Below are 15,142 nucleotides of genomic sequence, written 5' to 3'. Positions count from 1 at the left end.
GAGTAGCGGTTCCCGGCCGCCCCGGCCTCGGCGCGGTGGTGCTGGACGCGGGTCATGTCGACCTCGGTGTCCAGGTGCACCGGGCGCTGCCGGGCGGCGTGCTCCAGGAAGTAGAGGGTGTGCCGCCGGCGGCGCTCGGGGTGCGGGCGGGCGGCGGTCACCGGTCGACCGCCAGCCGGTAGATCTCCTCCAGGCTGCGGGCCTCCATCACCCGTCCGACCGGCAGCGGGCGGCCGGTGCTCCGCTCCAGCGCGGTGACCAGCTTGAGCAGGTAGAGGGAGTCCCACTCGGGGATCCGGTCGAGGTCGGCGGCGATGTCCCCGTCCGCCAGCGGGATGCCCAGTTCCTCGCGGACCAGGCGGGCGAACTCGTCGACGGTCTGCATCATGCGTCCAATCGGTGACGGAGTGTCACATCTTCTCCAGGGCGAAGCCCGCCTTGATCCACTTGCTGGACTCCACGGCCACCGCGAGGGCCTTCTCGCCGCGGGACATCTGCCCCAGCAGCCGCTCCAGCTGGAGGAAGGGCAGCGCGTTGCCGTTGTTGCCGGTGTCCGCGACGCAGGACACCTCGGTGGCACCGGGCACGTCGAGCTGCTCGTGGATGCGGCGGGTCATCCGGCCGGAGAGCTGCGGGGGCAGCAGGTAGTCGAGCTCCTCGGCGGACCAGTCCAGGTCGTCGAGCAGCTCCCAGAGGATCTCCACCGCCATCACCGGGACGAACTCCTCGATGGCCTTGTAGTCCTCCCGGACGGCCTGCCGGTCGTCGTACCGGTCGGCCAGGCCGAACCAGTCGATGACCTGGCCGGGTTCCCGGCCGAGGCCGGTGAACCGGTTGAGCACCCGGCGCAGCGCCACCGCCTCGCCCCTGGGCTCGGCGGTGAGCACCGCGGCGCCGGCGCCGTCGCCGAAGAGCACGTAGTTGACCAGGTCGCTCGGCGCCGCGCCGGCCAGGTCCCGGTCGAGGTCGAGGTGCTTGCTGCAGACGTCGCCGCCGATCACCAGGCCGGCCCGGTGGCCCTCGCCGACGATCAGGGTCCGGCCGAGCCCGAGCGCCTGGACGGCACCGGCGCAGCCGGACTGGAGCTGGTACGTGGGCACCTGGTCCAGGCCGAGCTGGTCGGCGATGTGGTTGACGGTGGCGGGCATCAGGTGGTCCGGGGTCGCGGTGCCGAGCACCACGAAACCGATCTCCGCCGGGTCGATCCCGGCGGCGGCGACGGCCCGGGCGCCGGCCTGGGCGCACAGGTCGGCGAGCGACCAGCGCACCGTGCCGGTGGCGAGGTCGCGGGCGAAGTGGCGGGTGCGGGTGCCGATGAAGAGGTCGATCCACTCCTCGTTGACCCCCAGCACCTTGGCGAGCGCGGCGTTGTCGACCGGGTCGCCGGGCAGGGCGGTCCCGACCGAGGCGAGGTACGCCTGGACGGGATCGCGCTCGGGTGGCGGCTGCATGGTGTGCGGTCCTTTCTGCGGGACGGGTTCAGGCGGCGGCGGTGTGCCGTTCGCCCAGGAAGCCGATGAGGTCGCCGACCGAGGACAGCCGGGGCAACAGGTCCTCCACGCTCAGCGGTTCGAGGCCGGTCAGCCGCTCCTCGATGCGCTTCTTGAGCTCCATGACCATCACCGAGTCGAAGCCGAGGTCCTCGAAGAGCCGTGCGTGCGGGGTGATCTCCTCGGGCGCGTAGCTGCCCACCTGCGCCACGGCGGCCAGGACGGCGCCGGCCACGGGGTCCGGGGCCCGGAGGCCCGGGTCGGACCCGGCCGGCCGCGGGTCGGCGGCGGACGGGACGGTCGCGGACGGGTCGGAGGCGGACGGGTCGGAGGCGGACGGAACGGACGTGGACCGAACGGGCGGGCGGGCCCAGAACCGGCGGTCGTCGGCGAAGGCGTACGGGGCCAGCCGGTGCGCCCTGCGGTCCTCCTCGGCGTACACCGCGTGCCAGTCCGGGTCGGCCCCGCCGCGGAACAGCTCGGCGACGGCCTCGGCCAGCTCCCGCCCGCCGGCCTGCTCGCCCGGCACCGGCAGGACGCCGCGCGGGCCCGCCCCGGCGGGGGCACCGCCCAGCCGGCGGGCCATCGGGACGAGCACCGGCCGCGGGCCGACCTCCAGCAGGTGGGTCGGCGCCTCCGCGAGCAACTGCCGTGCGGCGTCCGCGAACAGCACCGGAGCGCCGATGTGCTCGACCCAGTAGGCCGCGTCCATCGGCTCGGCCTCCAGCAGCCTGCCGCGCAGCGTGGAGTACACCGGCAGGGCCGGGACGCTCCCGCCGGCCTCCTCCGCGACCGCGGCGAAGCGTTCCAGCACGGGCTCCATCAACGGCGAGTGGAAGGCGTGCGAGACCTCCAGGCGGCGCGAGCGCACCCCGGCGCGGGTCAGCTCCTCCTCGATCCGGGCCAGCGCCGCGAGGTCTCCGGAGAGCACGGTGGCCGTGGGCCCGTTGACGGCGGCGATCCCGATCAGCGGTTCGCCGGCGATCCGCTCGGCCAGGACGGCGGCCTCCGCGCGCACCGCCAGCATCCCGCCGCCCGCGGGGAGTTCCTGCATCAGCCGGCCGCGCGCCGAGACCAGCCGGGCCGCCTGCTCCAGCGGCAGCGCGTCGGCGAGCACCGCGGCCGCGTACTCGCCGATGCTGTGGCCGAGCAGCATCCCGGGGCGCACCCCGAGTTCGGTCAGGGTGGCGGCCAGCGCGTAGCCGACCGCGAACAGGGCCGGCTGCGCCCAGCCGGTGCGGTGGACGGCGGGGTCCGCGGCGAGCAGCAGGTCGCGCACCGAGCCCTCGGTGTGCGGCCGGAGCGCCTCGTCCGCCCGGTCGAGGTGGCGGCGGAACAGCGGGGCGTCGCGGTAGAGGCCGGCCGCCATGCCCGGGTACTGCGAGCCCTGCCCGGTGAAGAGCAGGGCCACCCGCGGGCGCCCGCCCGGCCCGCCGGTGAGGCGGGTCAGCAGGTCCTCGTCGTCGGCCGCCCGGCGCAGGACGGCCGCCAGGTCGGCGGTGTCGGTGGCCGGTACGGCGAAGCGGTGCCGGTGGCCGGTCTTGAGCCGGGTGCTGCTCCAGCCCACGGCGCCGACCGGGGTCACCCGGTGGCGCTGGAGGGCGTCGGCCTGCGCCACCAGGTTGCGGCGCAGCGCCTGCGCGGTGGGCGCGGTCAGGGTGAACACCGCCGCCCCGAGGCCGGTGGGCCGGGCGGCGGATCCGGCCGTGGGCCGGGCGGCGCCGCCGGGCGCGGACTCCAGCACCGCGTGGGCGTTGGTGCCGCCCATGCCGAAGCTGCTGAGGCCGCCGACGGTGGTTCCGGCCGCCAGCCGCAGGGGCGCCTTGAGCAGCCGCAGGCCGTACTTGGAGAGTTTCAGCGCCGGGTTCTCCCTGGCGGCGAACCGGCTGGCGGGCACCACCCGGTGGTGCAGGGAGAGCGCCACCTTGATGAGTCCGGCGATCCCGGCGGCGCCCTCGGTGTGGCCGAGGTTGCCCTTGACCGAGCCGAGGGCCAGCGGCTTGCCGGTGCGGTCGGCGTGCAGGTCGCCGAGCGCCTTGACCTCGATCATGTCGCCGAGCACGGTGCCGGTGCCGTGGCCCTCGGTGAAGGCGACGTCGGACGGCTCGACCCCGGCCCGGCGGTAGGCGGAGGCCAGCACCTCCTGCTGCGACCAGCGGTTGGGCGCGGTGAGGCCGTTGCTGCGCCCGTCCTGGTTGACGGCGGTGCCGCGGATCACCGCGTACACCGGCTGCCCGTCGGCGATCGCGTCCTCGAGGCGGCGCAGCACCACCGCGCCGACGCCCTCGCCGCGGCCGATGCCGTCGGCGTCGGCACTGAAGGGCTTGCAGCGGCCGTCGGGCGCGGAGAGCCCGGCCTGGGTGTAGAAGATGCCGAGGGCCGGCGTGAGGGCGATGTTCACCCCGGCCGCGACGGCGGTGTCGCACTCCCCCGCGAGCAGGGCGTTGCACGCCAGGTGGACGGCGACCAGCGAGGAGGAGCAGGCCGTGTCCACGGCGAGGCTCGGGCCCTTGAGGTCGAGGTGGTAGGAGATCCGGTTGGCGGTCATGCAGTAGCCGTTGCCGGATCCGACCTGCGCGGTGACCCGCGCGTAGTCGGTGAGGTGGAGGTGGGCCCACTCGTTGCCCATGATGCCGACGAAGACCCCGGTGTCGGTCCCGGCCAGGCTCTGCGGCGCGATTCCGGCGTCCTCGACCGCGCGCCAGGCGCACTGCAGGACCAGCCGCTGCTGGGGGTCCATCGCGGCGGCCTCGCGCGGCGAGATCGCGAAGAACTCGTGGTCGAAGGCGTCCGGGTCGGTGATGAAGCCGCCGCTGGTGGTGTTGGAGTGCCCCTCGGCGCCTTCGGGCGAGTAGAAGTCGTCGGCGTTCCACCGCTGTTCGGGCACCCGTCCGACGCCGTCACCGGAGCGCATCAGCAGGTCCCAGTACGCGGCGGGGTCCGGTGCGCCGGGGAAGCGGCAGTCGATGCCGACGATGGCGACGGGCTGCATCATGCCTCTCCCACGGTGGCGCGCAGCTCCTCCACCAGGTATCCGGCGAGCGCGTCGACGGTCGGGTAGTCCCAGGCCACGGTGGGCTCCAGGACGAGGTCGAAGTCCTCCTCGATGTCGCCGCACAGGCTCAGCGCGGCGACCGAGTCCAGGCCGTACTCGGCGAGCGGGACGCCGGGGGCGATCTCGTCGGCCGGGCGCTTCAGGTAGAGGGAGATCCGGTCGGCGAGCCAGCCGGTCAGGGTCTCGACGGTGTGCTCGCCGAGGGTGGCCGGAAGGCCGGTGGTGGGGACGGTCATGAGGTGCTCCTCGCTGCGTGGGAAAGGACGGGGCGGCCGGTCAGCCGGCCAGCGGGGTGTCGTAGAGGTCGTAGCCGCGGCGCTCGTGGAAGCGGCGCAGCAGTTCCTGGTGGACCTTCTCCTCGCAGCCGGCCGGCAGGTCGGCCGGGCGGCGGCCGAGGCGCCGGGCGAGCCGGTGCAGGGCGGCCGCGGCCCAGGAGGGGTCGGCGAGGAAGGGGTCGGTGCCGTCGGCCCGGGCCGCGCGCCGGACGCCGAGGACGGCGGCCGCGGCGAGGACCACCGCGTAGCGGTCGGCCAGGGCGAAGGCGCCGGGGCCGGCCAGGGCGGTGCGGTCCTGGGGGGCGAGGGCGAGGCTGTCCTGCTGGATCCGCCGCAGCTCGTCCACCATGGCGAGCGCGAGGGTCCGCAGGGCCCGCTCCTCGGGCGCCGTGTCGGGCCGGTCGTCGCGGGAGGCGACCAGCGAGGCGCTGAGGCTGTCCCGTCCGGCGGCGAGGGTGAGCCGGTCGAAGGGGATCCCGGGCAGGTCCGTGCGGGTCTCGAAGAGCGCCGCGGGCGCCTCGTCGCCGGTGAACCAGGCCCGCCGGGCGAGCCTGGCCAGCTGCGGGACGACGGTGGCCTGGCAGGCCGCCGAGCCGGCGTGGCCGAGGCTGAGCACCGGGAGGTCGCGCAGGTGCTTCTGGAAGGCGCCGAACTCGCCGTCGCGGAGGTAGAACCGGGCGCCGAGCACGATCGACAGGTCGTGCATGACCTCCGTCAGCACCTTGGGCACCAGGTACTTGACGACGGCGGCGGACACGCTGGTCTCCTCCGGCAGGAGGTGCACGGCGCGGGTTCCGACCAGCGAGAGGCTGTCGCAGACCAGCAGGTCCAGGAAGGCGCCGGTGAGGGTGGAGCGGGCGTGCGGGATCTCCGCCACGGGGCGCCGGTAGAGGCGCCGGCCCAGGGCGAACCCGACGACGGTGCGCAGGCCGGTGTCGGCGGCTCCGAGCGCCATCCCGGGCAGGACGCTGCGGGTGATCTGGAAGGAGCGCAGCGCCAGTTCCGCGCCCTGGCCCTGCTCGCCGACCAGGGTGGCGGCCGGGACGGGGCAGTCGTCGAAGTCCAGGCCGGAGATCCGGCAGCCGCGCACCCCGGCGGTGGGGTGGCGGGGCAGGGTGGCGAAGCGGGCCGGGTCGAGCTGGTCGCGCTCCGCCAGCAGGACCGAGTGGCTGCGGGCGCCGGGCGCGTCGTCGGTGCGGGCGAACAGCGCGAAGGCGGCGGCCCGGTCGGCGTTGTTGATGACCTGTTTGCGGCCGTGCAGCCGGTAGCCGCCGGGCTCGGGCCGGGCCCGGAAGTCGTTGCGCAGGAAGTCGTTGCCGTGCGCCAGCTCGTGGTAGGCGACCGAGACCTTGGCGCCGCCGAGCAGCAGCTCGGCCAGCCGGGCGCGCTGCTGCGCGCTGCCCGCGGTCCAGACGTTGACGGCCGCCATGAACGAGGTGACGCCGTAGCCGAGGCCGAGTGCGACGTCGCGCCGGAAGACCGGCCGCAGGGTGCGGGCCAGGGTGTCGATCCGGGTGAGCCGCCCGCCGAGTTCGGCGGGGACGAATTCGGCGGTCAGGCGGAGGTCGTCCAGCAGTTGTTCGCCGGCCCCGGACAGCTCGCCGGCCTCGTCGGCGGCCAGCAGCCGTTCGGTGCCGACCGGGTTGGCCGGGTCGCCCGGGTCGCCGAAGCGGCGTTCGAGTTCGGCGACCCGGTCCCGGGCCGCGGTCTCCTGGGCCCCCTCCCGGGGGCGGTCGGCGGGGGCCTCCGGACGGGGGAGTCCGGGGGCCGCGGAATCGGTCAGCATGGCGCCCCCTCGGCAGGACGGTCGTCGGTGGGTGCGGGGCGGTGCAGCCGCAGCGGGAGCAGGGAGTGCAGCTCGCCGGCCGCCCGGGTGTCGCGCAGCCGTGCCAGCAGCGCGGGGTAGGCCTCCGGCCGGGGGCCGTCCTGCTCGCCGAGCCGGACCAGCAGCCGGTCCAGGGCGGGCCACAGCCAGACGCCGTCGCGCCAGAGCGCGCCGGTGCGTCCCCGGGCGGCGGCCCGGTGGTTGTGCGCCCACAGGCCCAGGCAGGCGGCGCCCGCCAGGCAGAGGCTGTAGCGCCGGGCGACCTCGAAGGCGGCGGTCGGCACGTCGGAGACCGGGGAGCGGTGGGCGGCCATCTCGGCGTGGACGCGGCCGGTCGCGGCGAGCAGCCGTTCGGCGGCCTCCAGGGCGCCGTCGAGCGCGGAGCCGTGCCCGGCCTCGGCGCGCAGGGCGGCCACGGAGGCCGGCAGCGACGCGACGATGCCGCTGCCGCCCTTGGCGACCAGGGAGAGCCGGGACGGGTCCAGGGCCGGCAGCGGCGCGGCCAGGTCGAAGGCGGTGGCGGCCCCGGCGGTGTCCCCGGTGCCCCGTTCCCAGCCGCGGGACAGTGAACGGAACTGGTTGACCAGGGAGTTGAGGTTGACCAGGGTGTTGCCGTCGAAGAGTCCGACGATCCGGTGGTCCCGGTCGACCTTCTGGAACATGCCGCCGGCGTGCTCCCCCTTGAGGAAGGCGCGGGCGCCCAGCAGCCGGGTCAGTTCGGCGATGACCTGCTCGGTGCCGGTGGGCACCAGGTACTTGGTGGCGGCGGCGGCCACGCCGAGCTCGCCGGTGAGGGTGTGGACCGAACGGATCGCGACCGTCGCCAGCGCCTCGCCGACCAGCACGTCGGCGGCGGCCGAGGCGAGCACCTGACGCGCCTGCGGCAGGTCCACCAGGCGGCGGCCGTAGAGCTCCCGCCGCTCGGCGAAGTCCAGGGCCAGCGCGAGGGCGTGGTCGGCGGCGCCCAGCGACAGCGCGGCGCACATCGTCCGGGTCAGCTGGAGCGCCTTGAGCACCGTCTCCAGGCCGCCGCCCTCGGTGCCGACGAGGGCGGTGGCCGGCACCGGGGCCCGGTCGTAGGCGATGCCGCTGATGTCGGCGCCGCGGATGCCGTGGGTGCGGATCTTGTCGAGGCAGCGGTAGTGCTCCGGGCCGAGGCCGCGCTTGTCCATCAGCAGCACGCTGAACCCGCGCGGGCCGCCGGCCGGGTCGGTGCGCACGAGCGCGGACAGGACGCTGCCCCGGGTGGCGTTGTTGATCAGCCACTTCTCGCCGCTGACCAGCCAGCCCCCGGCGCCGTCCGGTTCGCCGTGCACCTCGTCGGCGAGCAGGTCGCTGCCGTGCGCCCGCTCGGTGAGGCCCAGCGACACCGGGACGCCGGCGCGGATGTCCGCGGCCAGCCGGGCGGCCTGCTCGGGGCTGCCCGACACCCAGACGCAGACGCCGCCCAGGTAGGTCTTGCCGTGGCCGATCGCCACGGTGAGGTCGCGGCGGGCGACGGTCCGCATGACCTGCATGACGGTCTCGTAGTCGGTGAGCCGGCCGCCGTGCTCGGCGGGCACGTAGTGGTCCTGGAGGCGCCAGTCCTCCAGGACCCGGCAGATGTCGGCCGGGAAGGTCTCGCTCTCGTCCAGCTCCAGGCTGCGGGCGTACGAGAACACGGTGCCGGGGGCGTCCGGGTCGCCGAGGAACTGTTCGAGCTCCTCGGCGACGCGGTACGGCGCGTGGTCCATGTCAGCCCACCGGTTCCGGGTCGCGGGTGCCGACGAGCTCGCGCACCGCCGGGTCGAGCACGGCGTGCAGCGGGGTGACGGCGCCCTCCAGGAACAGCTTGCGCATCAGGGTCCGCTGGATCTTGCCGCTGGTGGTGCGGCGGACGGTGCCCGGGCGCACCAGCAGGACGTTGCCCGCGGGCACCGCGAACTCCCGGCTGACCAGGGCCTGGACGGTGGCGGTGAGCTTCTTGAGGTCCTGGTCCGCCAGGGCGCTCGGGCGGACCTCGTGGATCACCACCAGGTGCTCCTGGCCGGTGTCGACGGCGAAGACCGCTCCGGCGCCGAAGGCCGTCGGCTCCAGGGCGCGCACCGCGTTCTCCACGTCGTACGGATAGATGTTGCGGCCGTTGATCAGGATCATCTCCTTCAGCCGGCCGGTCACGAACAGTTCGCCGCGCTCCACCGCGCCCAGGTCGCCGGTCCGCAGCCAGCGGCCGAGCTCCTCCGCGCCGGCGATCCGGGCGCCGAACACCTCCGCGTTGACCTCGGGGCGGTCCCAGTAGCCGGAGGAGACGCTGGCGCCGCGCACCCAGATCTCGCCGACCTCGCGCTCGGGGCGTTCCGCACGGGTCTGCGGGTCGACGATGCGCACCTCGAAGTCCTCGGAGCCCACGACGCCGCTGGAGGCCAGGGCCCGCGTCGGCTCCCGGAGGAACGGCCCCTCCAGCCGGCCCGCCTCCAGGCCCGCGGCGTCCACCTCGCGCAGCACCGCCGGCCGGCCGTGCCGCTTGCCGGAGACCAGCAGCGTGGTCTCGGCCATGCCGTAGCAGGGGAAGAACGTGTCGGCCCGGAAGCCGTACGGCCCGAAGCGCTCGGCGAAGGCCCGCAGGGTGTCGGCCCGGACCGGCTCCGCGCCGTTGCAGGCGACCTGCCAGCTGGACAGGTCGATGCCCTCCAGGTGGGCGTCGGTCACCCGCCGCAGGCAGAGGTCGTAGGCGAAGTTGGGGGCGGCGGAGATGGTCACCCGGTGCTCGCCGATCAGTTCCAGCCAGCGCACCGGACGGCGCAGGAAGGAGGTCGGGGACATCAGCACCGCGCTGGTGCCCAGCCACAGCGGCTGGAGCACGTGCCCGATCAGGCCCATGTCGTGGTAGAAGGGCAGCCAGCCGCCCAGCACGGTGTCCGGGCCGCTGCCGGTGGAGCGCTGGATGGCGGCCTCGTTGGCCAGCAGGTTGGCGTGCGAGACCATCACGCCCTTGGGCTCGCTGGTCGAGCCGGAGGTGTACTGGAGGAAGGCCAGGTCCTCGGGGCGCAGCCCCGGGTCGCGCCAGGCGGCGGCGTCGCCCACCGGCCCGTCCGTGGCGAGGCAGAGCACGTCGGAGAAGCCCTCGTCCGCCAGCCACGCCCCGACGTCCGGCGCGTGCTTGCCGATGGTCAGCACGGCGCCGACCCGGGCGTCCCGGACGATCCCGGACACCCGCTGGAAGTGCTGGCCCTGCTCCGTGGGCAGGGGCGCCGGGACGGCCACCGCGCCCGCGTACAGGCAGCCGACGAACGCCGTCAGGAACTCCAGTCCCGACGGGTACAGCAGCAGCACCTGCCGGCCGGTCATCCCCCGGTCCTGCAGCCAGGCCGCCAGCTCCTTCGCCGACCGGTCCAGGCCCGCGTACGTGAGCCGTTCCGGTTCCACCCCCCGCACCCCGTTCTCCAGGAACAGGTAGGCGTCCGCATCCCCACGCTCTGCCGCCCGCGCGAGCACCAGCTCCGCGAACGATCGGAAACCCGCCACCGTCAATCCCCCTCGTTCGGTCGACACGTCCGGACCGATCATCAGTTCGAGCACTAAAGCCGCCGTTGCGCTACACGCGCCTGCGCAGGCCCTCCAGTTGGGCCCACAGCTCCTGCTCCCGCTCCGACAGCGGGACCCCGCGCAGCAGGCGCTCGGGGTGGTCCGCCGGCGGTTCCTCCAACGGCGCGGGCGCCGGCTCCCGGCCGACGGTCAGGTGGTACTCGACCGTGACCGCCCCGAACATCGCGCCCAGGTTGGCCAGCGCCCGGACCCAGCCGGCGGCCCACCGCCGCAGCGCCGCACGCCGCCGCTCCCCCGGCCCCACCGCTACGCCCCCCGGTCCGGGGCCCGGTCGAAGTCCGCGGTCAGGGCGACGTGCCCCGGCACCTCGGGCAGGACCTCCAGGTCGTGCCGGAAGGACACCTCCCCGGCCGCGTCCTCACCGGTCGGCACGAAACCCAGCGACGGGTAGAGCCCGCGCACCTTGCCGTTCTTGGCGGTGGGCCGGAAGCGGGCGTGCACGGCCGGCGCCCCGGCCCGCCGGGCGCGCTCCAGCACGGCGGCCAGCGCGGCCTGTTCGATGCCCCGGGCGAAGACCCGGCAGCTCAGCAGGGCGTTGTCGATGTGCCAGCCGTCCTGGGCCGTGCGCACCAGGACCAGGCCCACCAGCCCGTTGTCGCCGAACCGGTCGGTGGCGCGGACCGCGAGCACCAGGTGCTCCGCCGCGTCCATCCGGGCCCGGACGTCGGCCGCCTGGAGCCGCTCGGTGGTGAGGTTGAACTGGTTGGTGCGCAGGGTGATCTGGGAGGCCCTGGCCACCTCGTGCTCCCGCACCGGCGAGAGCGAGACCCGCACGTCGAGCCGGGCCAGGTAGTCCTCCATCGAGCCGGCGTCGTCCAGCAGGTCCTGCCGGGCGGCCTCGGAGCGGTACTGGTCCGCGCGGACCCGGTCCTCCGCGGTGAGCGCGGCCACGTCGAACCAGCCGTCCGCGAGCAGCCGCTCCACGTGCAGCGCCGGCTCCTCGTCCAGCCGGACGACGGCCACCTGGGGCAGGCTGCTCGCGACCAGCCCGCACTCGAACGGCGAGTCGTCGACGAAGACGAAGCTGTCCACGCCCAGGTTGAGCCGGCGCGCGATGTCCAGCAGATTGCCGTCCTTGGGCTCCCAGTTGGCGTTCACCCGGACGAAGTCGCCCTCCCGGAGCACCATGTCGGGGTGGTCGCGCAGCACCCCCAGCACCGCCTCCTGGTCGTTCTTGCTGGACACCGCCAACAGGACGCCCTGGGCCCCTATTTGGGCCACCACCCGCTGGAAGCGGCCGAACGCCTCGCCCCGGTAGGTGGTGGCCGCGGCGATGCCCTCCGGACCGTCGTCGCCCAGGATGCCGTCCCACAGGGTGTTGTCGAGGTCGACCACCAGCACCTTCCTGGCCCGGCCGCGCAGGCCGCGCACCAGGTGGCCGACCTCGCGGGCGTACGCCGCGAGCAGCTCCTCGCCGAGCTGCGCCTTGGCGTAGGCGGCCAGCCGGGGCTCGTTCACCGGTCCGCCCGCGGCGACCAGCGGGTCCAGGTCGACCACGCGCACCCGCTCGTGGTCCAGGGCGATCCGCAGCAGCCCGGCGTTGAACTCCCGCCACGCGATGCCGATCCGCGCCCGTGAGCGCGCGTCGACCAGCTGACGGGTGTGGACGGGCAGCAGCGGCACCGTGTTGAGCACCAGGGTGCCGGTGCCGTGCCCGACGTAGCGGGCGGCCAGCGCGGTCAGCAGGCGCAGCTTGGCCGCGACCGCGTCCTCCAGGTCCTCCGCCCGCCAGGGGTGCGGCAGTTCGTCGAACACCAGCTGGGCGTCCAGCACGCACAGGGCGAGGTCCACGCCCGCCGCGTACAGCTCGCTGCCGGTGTCCTGCAGGTCCCGCAGCCAGGAGCCGTAGTCGGCGGTCGTCGCCTTCGCCACGAAGCCGTGGCGGGCGAGCTCGGCGGTGAGCGGGGCGGTGAGGGCGCCGAGCGTGGAGTGGCCGGTGACGGCCACGCCGACCGCCTCCAGCCCTTCGTGGCGGGCCAGCACCTCGGCCGGGTCGAGCCGGGCCAGCAACTGCCCGGCCCGGGCCAGGTCCCGCCCGGGCGTCCCGGCCGGCGCGCCCGCCGCCAGCTCGGCCAGCAGCCCGGGCACCTGCGGGTACTCCTCGGCCAGCCGCCCCTCGCCGTGCAGGGCGCGCAGCCGGTCCAGCGGCCCGGTCCGCTCGCCGGTGGCCGTGTTCACAACCGCGGTCACGGTCTCTCCTTCGCTGCCTCTGATGGACGCGCCGAGCCTGCGCGGACCCTCTTAAGGCGTCCTTGCGCGCGGGCCGGGAGCGCTTCGCAAGGAGGGCTTTAGCCGGTCCGCGAAGGGTGGCGGCCGAGACCGTGCCTCCGGATCCACCCACACGCGAGGAGCAAGCCATGACAGATACGGCCGGATCCAGGCCGGTGAGCACCCAGGTGTGCATCGTCGGCGCCGGTCCCGCCGGGCTGACGCTGGCGCTGGAGCTGGCCCGCCGGTCGGTGTCGGTCACCGTGGTGGAGCAGAGCGCCCACTTCGACCGCTCGTTCCGGGGCGAGTCGATCTCGCCGGACTCGGTGTGGCTGCTGGAGCGGCTCGGCATCCTGGACAAGGTCAGGGACAGCACCCTGGAGACCCGCCGGATGGAGATCCTCGACGGCGGCCGACCGGTGCTGAAGGCCGAGTTCGCGGCCTTCGACCAGCCCTGCCCGTTCCCGATGGAGCTGCCGCAGCCCCCGCTGCTGACCGCGCTGGCCGACGAGGCCGCCGCGCTGCCGGGCTTCACCCTGCTGCGCCGGACCACCGCGGTGGAACTGCTGCGGGACGGCACGGCGGTGACCGGCGTCCGGGTCCGCGGCCCCGAGGGCGAGTCCGAGGTCCACGCGGCGCTGACGGTGGCGGCCGACGGCCGCTTCAGCAAGGTCCGCGAGATGGCGGGGCTGCCGTACGAGAAGATCCCGCTGGAACGGGACTTCGTCTGGTTCAAGGTGCCGCAGCCCGAGGCCTGGGACCCGCACACCTACCGGGTCCGCATCCAGGGCGACCGCCACGGACTGTTCATCCCGACCGTGCCCGACCTGGTGCGGGTGGGCTTCAACATCCCCAAGGGCGGCCTGCGCGAGATGCGCAGGCAGGGCATCGAGTCGCTGTACGCCCGGGTCGACGAGCTCGCCCCGGAGGTCTCCGCCGGAGTGCGGGAGTCCGTCACCAGCTGGTCGGACACCTCCATGCTGGACATCTTCACCACCGTGGTGCCGCACTGGTCGCAGCCCGGCCTGGTGCTGGTGGGCGACGCCGCGCACACCCTGACCCCGGTGCTGGGACAGGGCGTCAACCACGCGATCGCCGACGCGGTGGTCCTGGCGCCGCTGGTCGCCGAGGCGTTGGCCGGCGACGGCGGACCGGGCGCCCTGCACGCCGCCTGCCGCCGGTTCCAGCACGTGCGGGAGGGGCACGTGGCCCGCTCCCGCGGCCTCCAGATGCGCCAGGAGCGGGCGTTCGCGCTGAGCGATCCCGTCCCGGTGGCGCTGCGCCGGCTGGCCTACCGCCTGGTGAGCTCCAACAGCCTCCTCAAGCGCAGGATCGTCGCCGGCATCTACTACCCGCTCCAGGACGCGCACCGGAGCGGACGCGCCGTCCTGCCCGTGGCCCCCCACCGCACGGGCTCCGTGAGCTGACCGACAACCACAGATTCGGAGAGGAACCACCGATGACCGCACAGCCCGACGCAGCACCCGCCCCGGAGGCCCAGGAGGTGCCGGACTACCCGTTCGAGCGCCCGTCCGCGATGCAGGCCTGCCCGTTCTACGGCCACCTCCGGGAGAACCGGCCGGTGGCCGAGGTGCGCATGCCCAGCGGCGACCACGCGTACCTGGTCACCCGGTACGACGACGTGCGCACCGTGTTCTCGGACCCGCGCTTCAGCCGGGCCGCCACCCTGGAGGACGGTGCGCCCCGGCTCGCGGCGGCGCCGCAGAAGTTCAAGAGCCTGCTGAACATGGACCCGCCGGAGCACACCCGGGTGCGCAAGCTGGTCTCCCGGGAGTTCACCGTCCGCCGGGTGGCCGCCCTGCGGCCCCGGATCCAGGAGCACACCGACGCCCTGCTGGACGCCATGGCCGCGAGCGAGGGGCCGGTGGACCTCATCCCGGCGCTCGCCTTCCCGCTGCCGGTGACCGTGATCTGCGAGCTGCTCGGGGTGCCGTTCGAGGACCGGGAGAAGTTCTCCGCCTGGTCCAGCGCCTTCCTGGCGACCACCTCGCGGACCAAGGAGGAGATGCTGGAGGCCCAGGTCGGCCTGTTCACCTACCTCTCCGAGCTGGTCGAGGCCAAGCGGCAGCAGCCGGACGACGGCCTGCTGTCCGCCCTGGTCTCCATCCACGACGAGGACGGCGACCGGCTCAGCCACGAGGAGCTGATCTTCCTCGGGATCAGCCTGCTGGTGGCCGGCCACGAGACCACGGTCAACCAGATCGCCAACAGCGTGGTCGCGCTGCTCACCAACCCGGAGCGGCTGGCCGAACTGCAGGCGAACCCGGAGCTGATCGACGCCGCGGTGGAGGAGCTGCTGCGCGCCTACCCGCCGGGCGACGAGGGGCTGCTGCGGATCACCACCGAGGAGCTCGAACTGGGCGGCGTGGTGATCCCCAAGGGCTCCGCGGTGCTGCCCGGCCTGGCCTCCGCCAACCGCGACCGCCGCCAGTACACCGACCCGGACGAGCTCGACTTCCACCGGCCGAGCAACCCGCACTTCGCGTTCAGCCACGGCACCCACTACTGCATCGGCGCGGGCCTGGCCCGGCTGGAGCTCCAGATCGCGATCGGCTCGCTGTTCCAGCGCTTCCCCACCCTGAAGCTGGCCGTGGCCCCGGAGGACCTGCCGCGCCCCTCGGGCATGCTGGTGCACGGCATCAGCGCGCTGCCCGTGGTGTGGTGACCCCGGCGCGTCCCCGCC

The 15,142-nt window shown here is 74.7% G+C and carries 11 protein-coding genes; 2 read left to right on the top strand and 9 right to left on the bottom strand.

The genetic code is table 11. The features are described from left to right. Positions 1-157: 157 nt before the first annotated feature. From ACFVHV_RS40010 to ACFVHV_RS39970, 9 genes are all read right to left on the bottom strand, one after another. Complete coding sequence (locus ACFVHV_RS40010) at positions 158-388, bottom strand: acyl carrier protein (RefSeq protein ID WP_359914409.1); 231 nt, start codon at positions 386-388, stop codon at positions 158-160. A gap of 22 nt (positions 389-410) precedes the next feature. Next, on the bottom strand, positions 411-1,451 hold the full coding sequence (locus ACFVHV_RS40005) for a 3-oxoacyl-ACP synthase III family protein (RefSeq protein ID WP_380358310.1): 1,041 nt from the start codon (positions 1,449-1,451) through the stop codon (positions 411-413). 28 nt (positions 1,452-1,479) lie between these two features. Then, positions 1,480-4,482, bottom strand: a complete 3,003-nt coding sequence (locus ACFVHV_RS40000; RefSeq protein WP_380358314.1) for a type I polyketide synthase — start codon at positions 4,480-4,482, stop codon at positions 1,480-1,482. Then, on the bottom strand, positions 4,482-4,781 hold the full coding sequence (locus tag ACFVHV_RS39995; RefSeq protein ID WP_359914414.1) for an acyl carrier protein: 300 nt from the start codon (positions 4,779-4,781) through the stop codon (positions 4,482-4,484). Before ACFVHV_RS39995 ends, ACFVHV_RS40000 begins: the two co-directional genes overlap by 1 nt. A gap of 40 nt (positions 4,782-4,821) precedes the next feature. Then, entirely contained in the window at positions 4,822-6,606 is a 1,785-nt protein-coding gene (locus tag ACFVHV_RS39990) for an acyl-CoA dehydrogenase (protein WP_380358307.1), read from the bottom strand. After that, positions 6,600-8,378, bottom strand: coding sequence for an acyl-CoA dehydrogenase family protein (locus tag ACFVHV_RS39985; RefSeq protein ID WP_380358305.1), 1,779 nt, complete (start codon positions 8,376-8,378; stop codon positions 6,600-6,602). The genes ACFVHV_RS39990 and ACFVHV_RS39985 overlap by 7 nt, the downstream gene beginning before the upstream one ends. 1 nt (position 8,379) lies before the next feature. After that, positions 8,380-10,149 carry a fatty acyl-AMP ligase gene (locus ACFVHV_RS39980; RefSeq protein ID WP_359914422.1) on the bottom strand — a complete coding sequence of 590 codons (1,770 nt, stop codon included), beginning with the start codon at positions 10,147-10,149 and terminating at the stop codon, positions 8,380-8,382. Positions 10,150-10,219: 70 nt separating this feature from the next. Then, complete coding sequence (locus ACFVHV_RS39975) at positions 10,220-10,474, bottom strand: DUF6059 family protein (protein ID WP_359914425.1); 255 nt, start codon at positions 10,472-10,474, stop codon at positions 10,220-10,222. A 2-nt stretch (positions 10,475-10,476) separates the two neighbouring features. Further along, positions 10,477-12,420 carry an HAD-IIIC family phosphatase gene (locus tag ACFVHV_RS39970; RefSeq protein ID WP_380358303.1) on the bottom strand — a complete coding sequence of 648 codons (1,944 nt, stop codon included), beginning with the start codon at positions 12,418-12,420 and terminating at the stop codon, positions 10,477-10,479. 167 nt (positions 12,421-12,587) lie between these two features. Here ACFVHV_RS39970 and ACFVHV_RS39965 point away from each other — a divergent pair, with 167 nt between their 5' ends. Both ACFVHV_RS39965 and ACFVHV_RS39960 read left to right on the top strand, forming a co-directional pair. Then, positions 12,588-13,865 carry an FAD-dependent oxidoreductase gene (locus ACFVHV_RS39965; RefSeq protein ID WP_359914430.1) on the top strand — a complete coding sequence of 426 codons (1,278 nt, stop codon included), beginning with the start codon at positions 12,588-12,590 and terminating at the stop codon, positions 13,863-13,865. A 32-nt stretch (positions 13,866-13,897) separates the two neighbouring features. Beyond that, entirely contained in the window at positions 13,898-15,124 is a 1,227-nt protein-coding gene (locus ACFVHV_RS39960) for a cytochrome P450 (RefSeq protein ID WP_359914433.1), read from the top strand. Positions 15,125-15,142: the final 18 nt, after the last annotated feature.

It is taken from the genome of Kitasatospora sp. NPDC127116, assembly GCF_042677365.1.
Classification (GTDB): Bacteria; Actinomycetota; Actinomycetes; order Streptomycetales; family Streptomycetaceae; genus Kitasatospora; species Kitasatospora lactacystinica.
The sequence above is the reverse complement of the archived record's forward strand: the minus strand, read 5'-3'. Positions and strand labels throughout refer to the sequence as shown.

What these genes read in the sequence shown, in the direction of transcription:
- ACFVHV_RS40010 (WP_359914409.1), bottom strand. Translation starts at nt 388, where the DNA reads ATGATGCAGACCGTCGACGAGTTCGCCCGCCTGGTCCGCGAGGAACTG.
- ACFVHV_RS40005 (WP_380358310.1), bottom strand. Translation starts at nt 1,451, where the DNA reads ATGCAGCCGCCACCCGAGCGCGATCCCGTCCAGGCGTACCTCGCCTCG.
- ACFVHV_RS40000 (WP_380358314.1), bottom strand. Translation starts at nt 4,482, where the DNA reads ATGCAGCCCGTCGCCATCGTCGGCATCGACTGCCGCTTCCCCGGCGCA.
- ACFVHV_RS39995 (WP_359914414.1), bottom strand. Translation starts at nt 4,781, where the DNA reads ATGACCGTCCCCACCACCGGCCTTCCGGCCACCCTCGGCGAGCACACC.
- ACFVHV_RS39990 (WP_380358307.1), bottom strand. Translation starts at nt 6,606, where the DNA reads ATGCTGACCGATTCCGCGGCCCCCGGACTCCCCCGTCCGGAGGCCCCC.
- ACFVHV_RS39985 (WP_380358305.1), bottom strand. Translation starts at nt 8,378, where the DNA reads ATGGACCACGCGCCGTACCGCGTCGCCGAGGAGCTCGAACAGTTCCTC.
- ACFVHV_RS39965 (WP_359914430.1), top strand. Translation starts at nt 12,588, where the DNA reads ATGACAGATACGGCCGGATCCAGGCCGGTGAGCACCCAGGTGTGCATC.
- ACFVHV_RS39960 (WP_359914433.1), top strand. Translation starts at nt 13,898, where the DNA reads ATGACCGCACAGCCCGACGCAGCACCCGCCCCGGAGGCCCAGGAGGTG.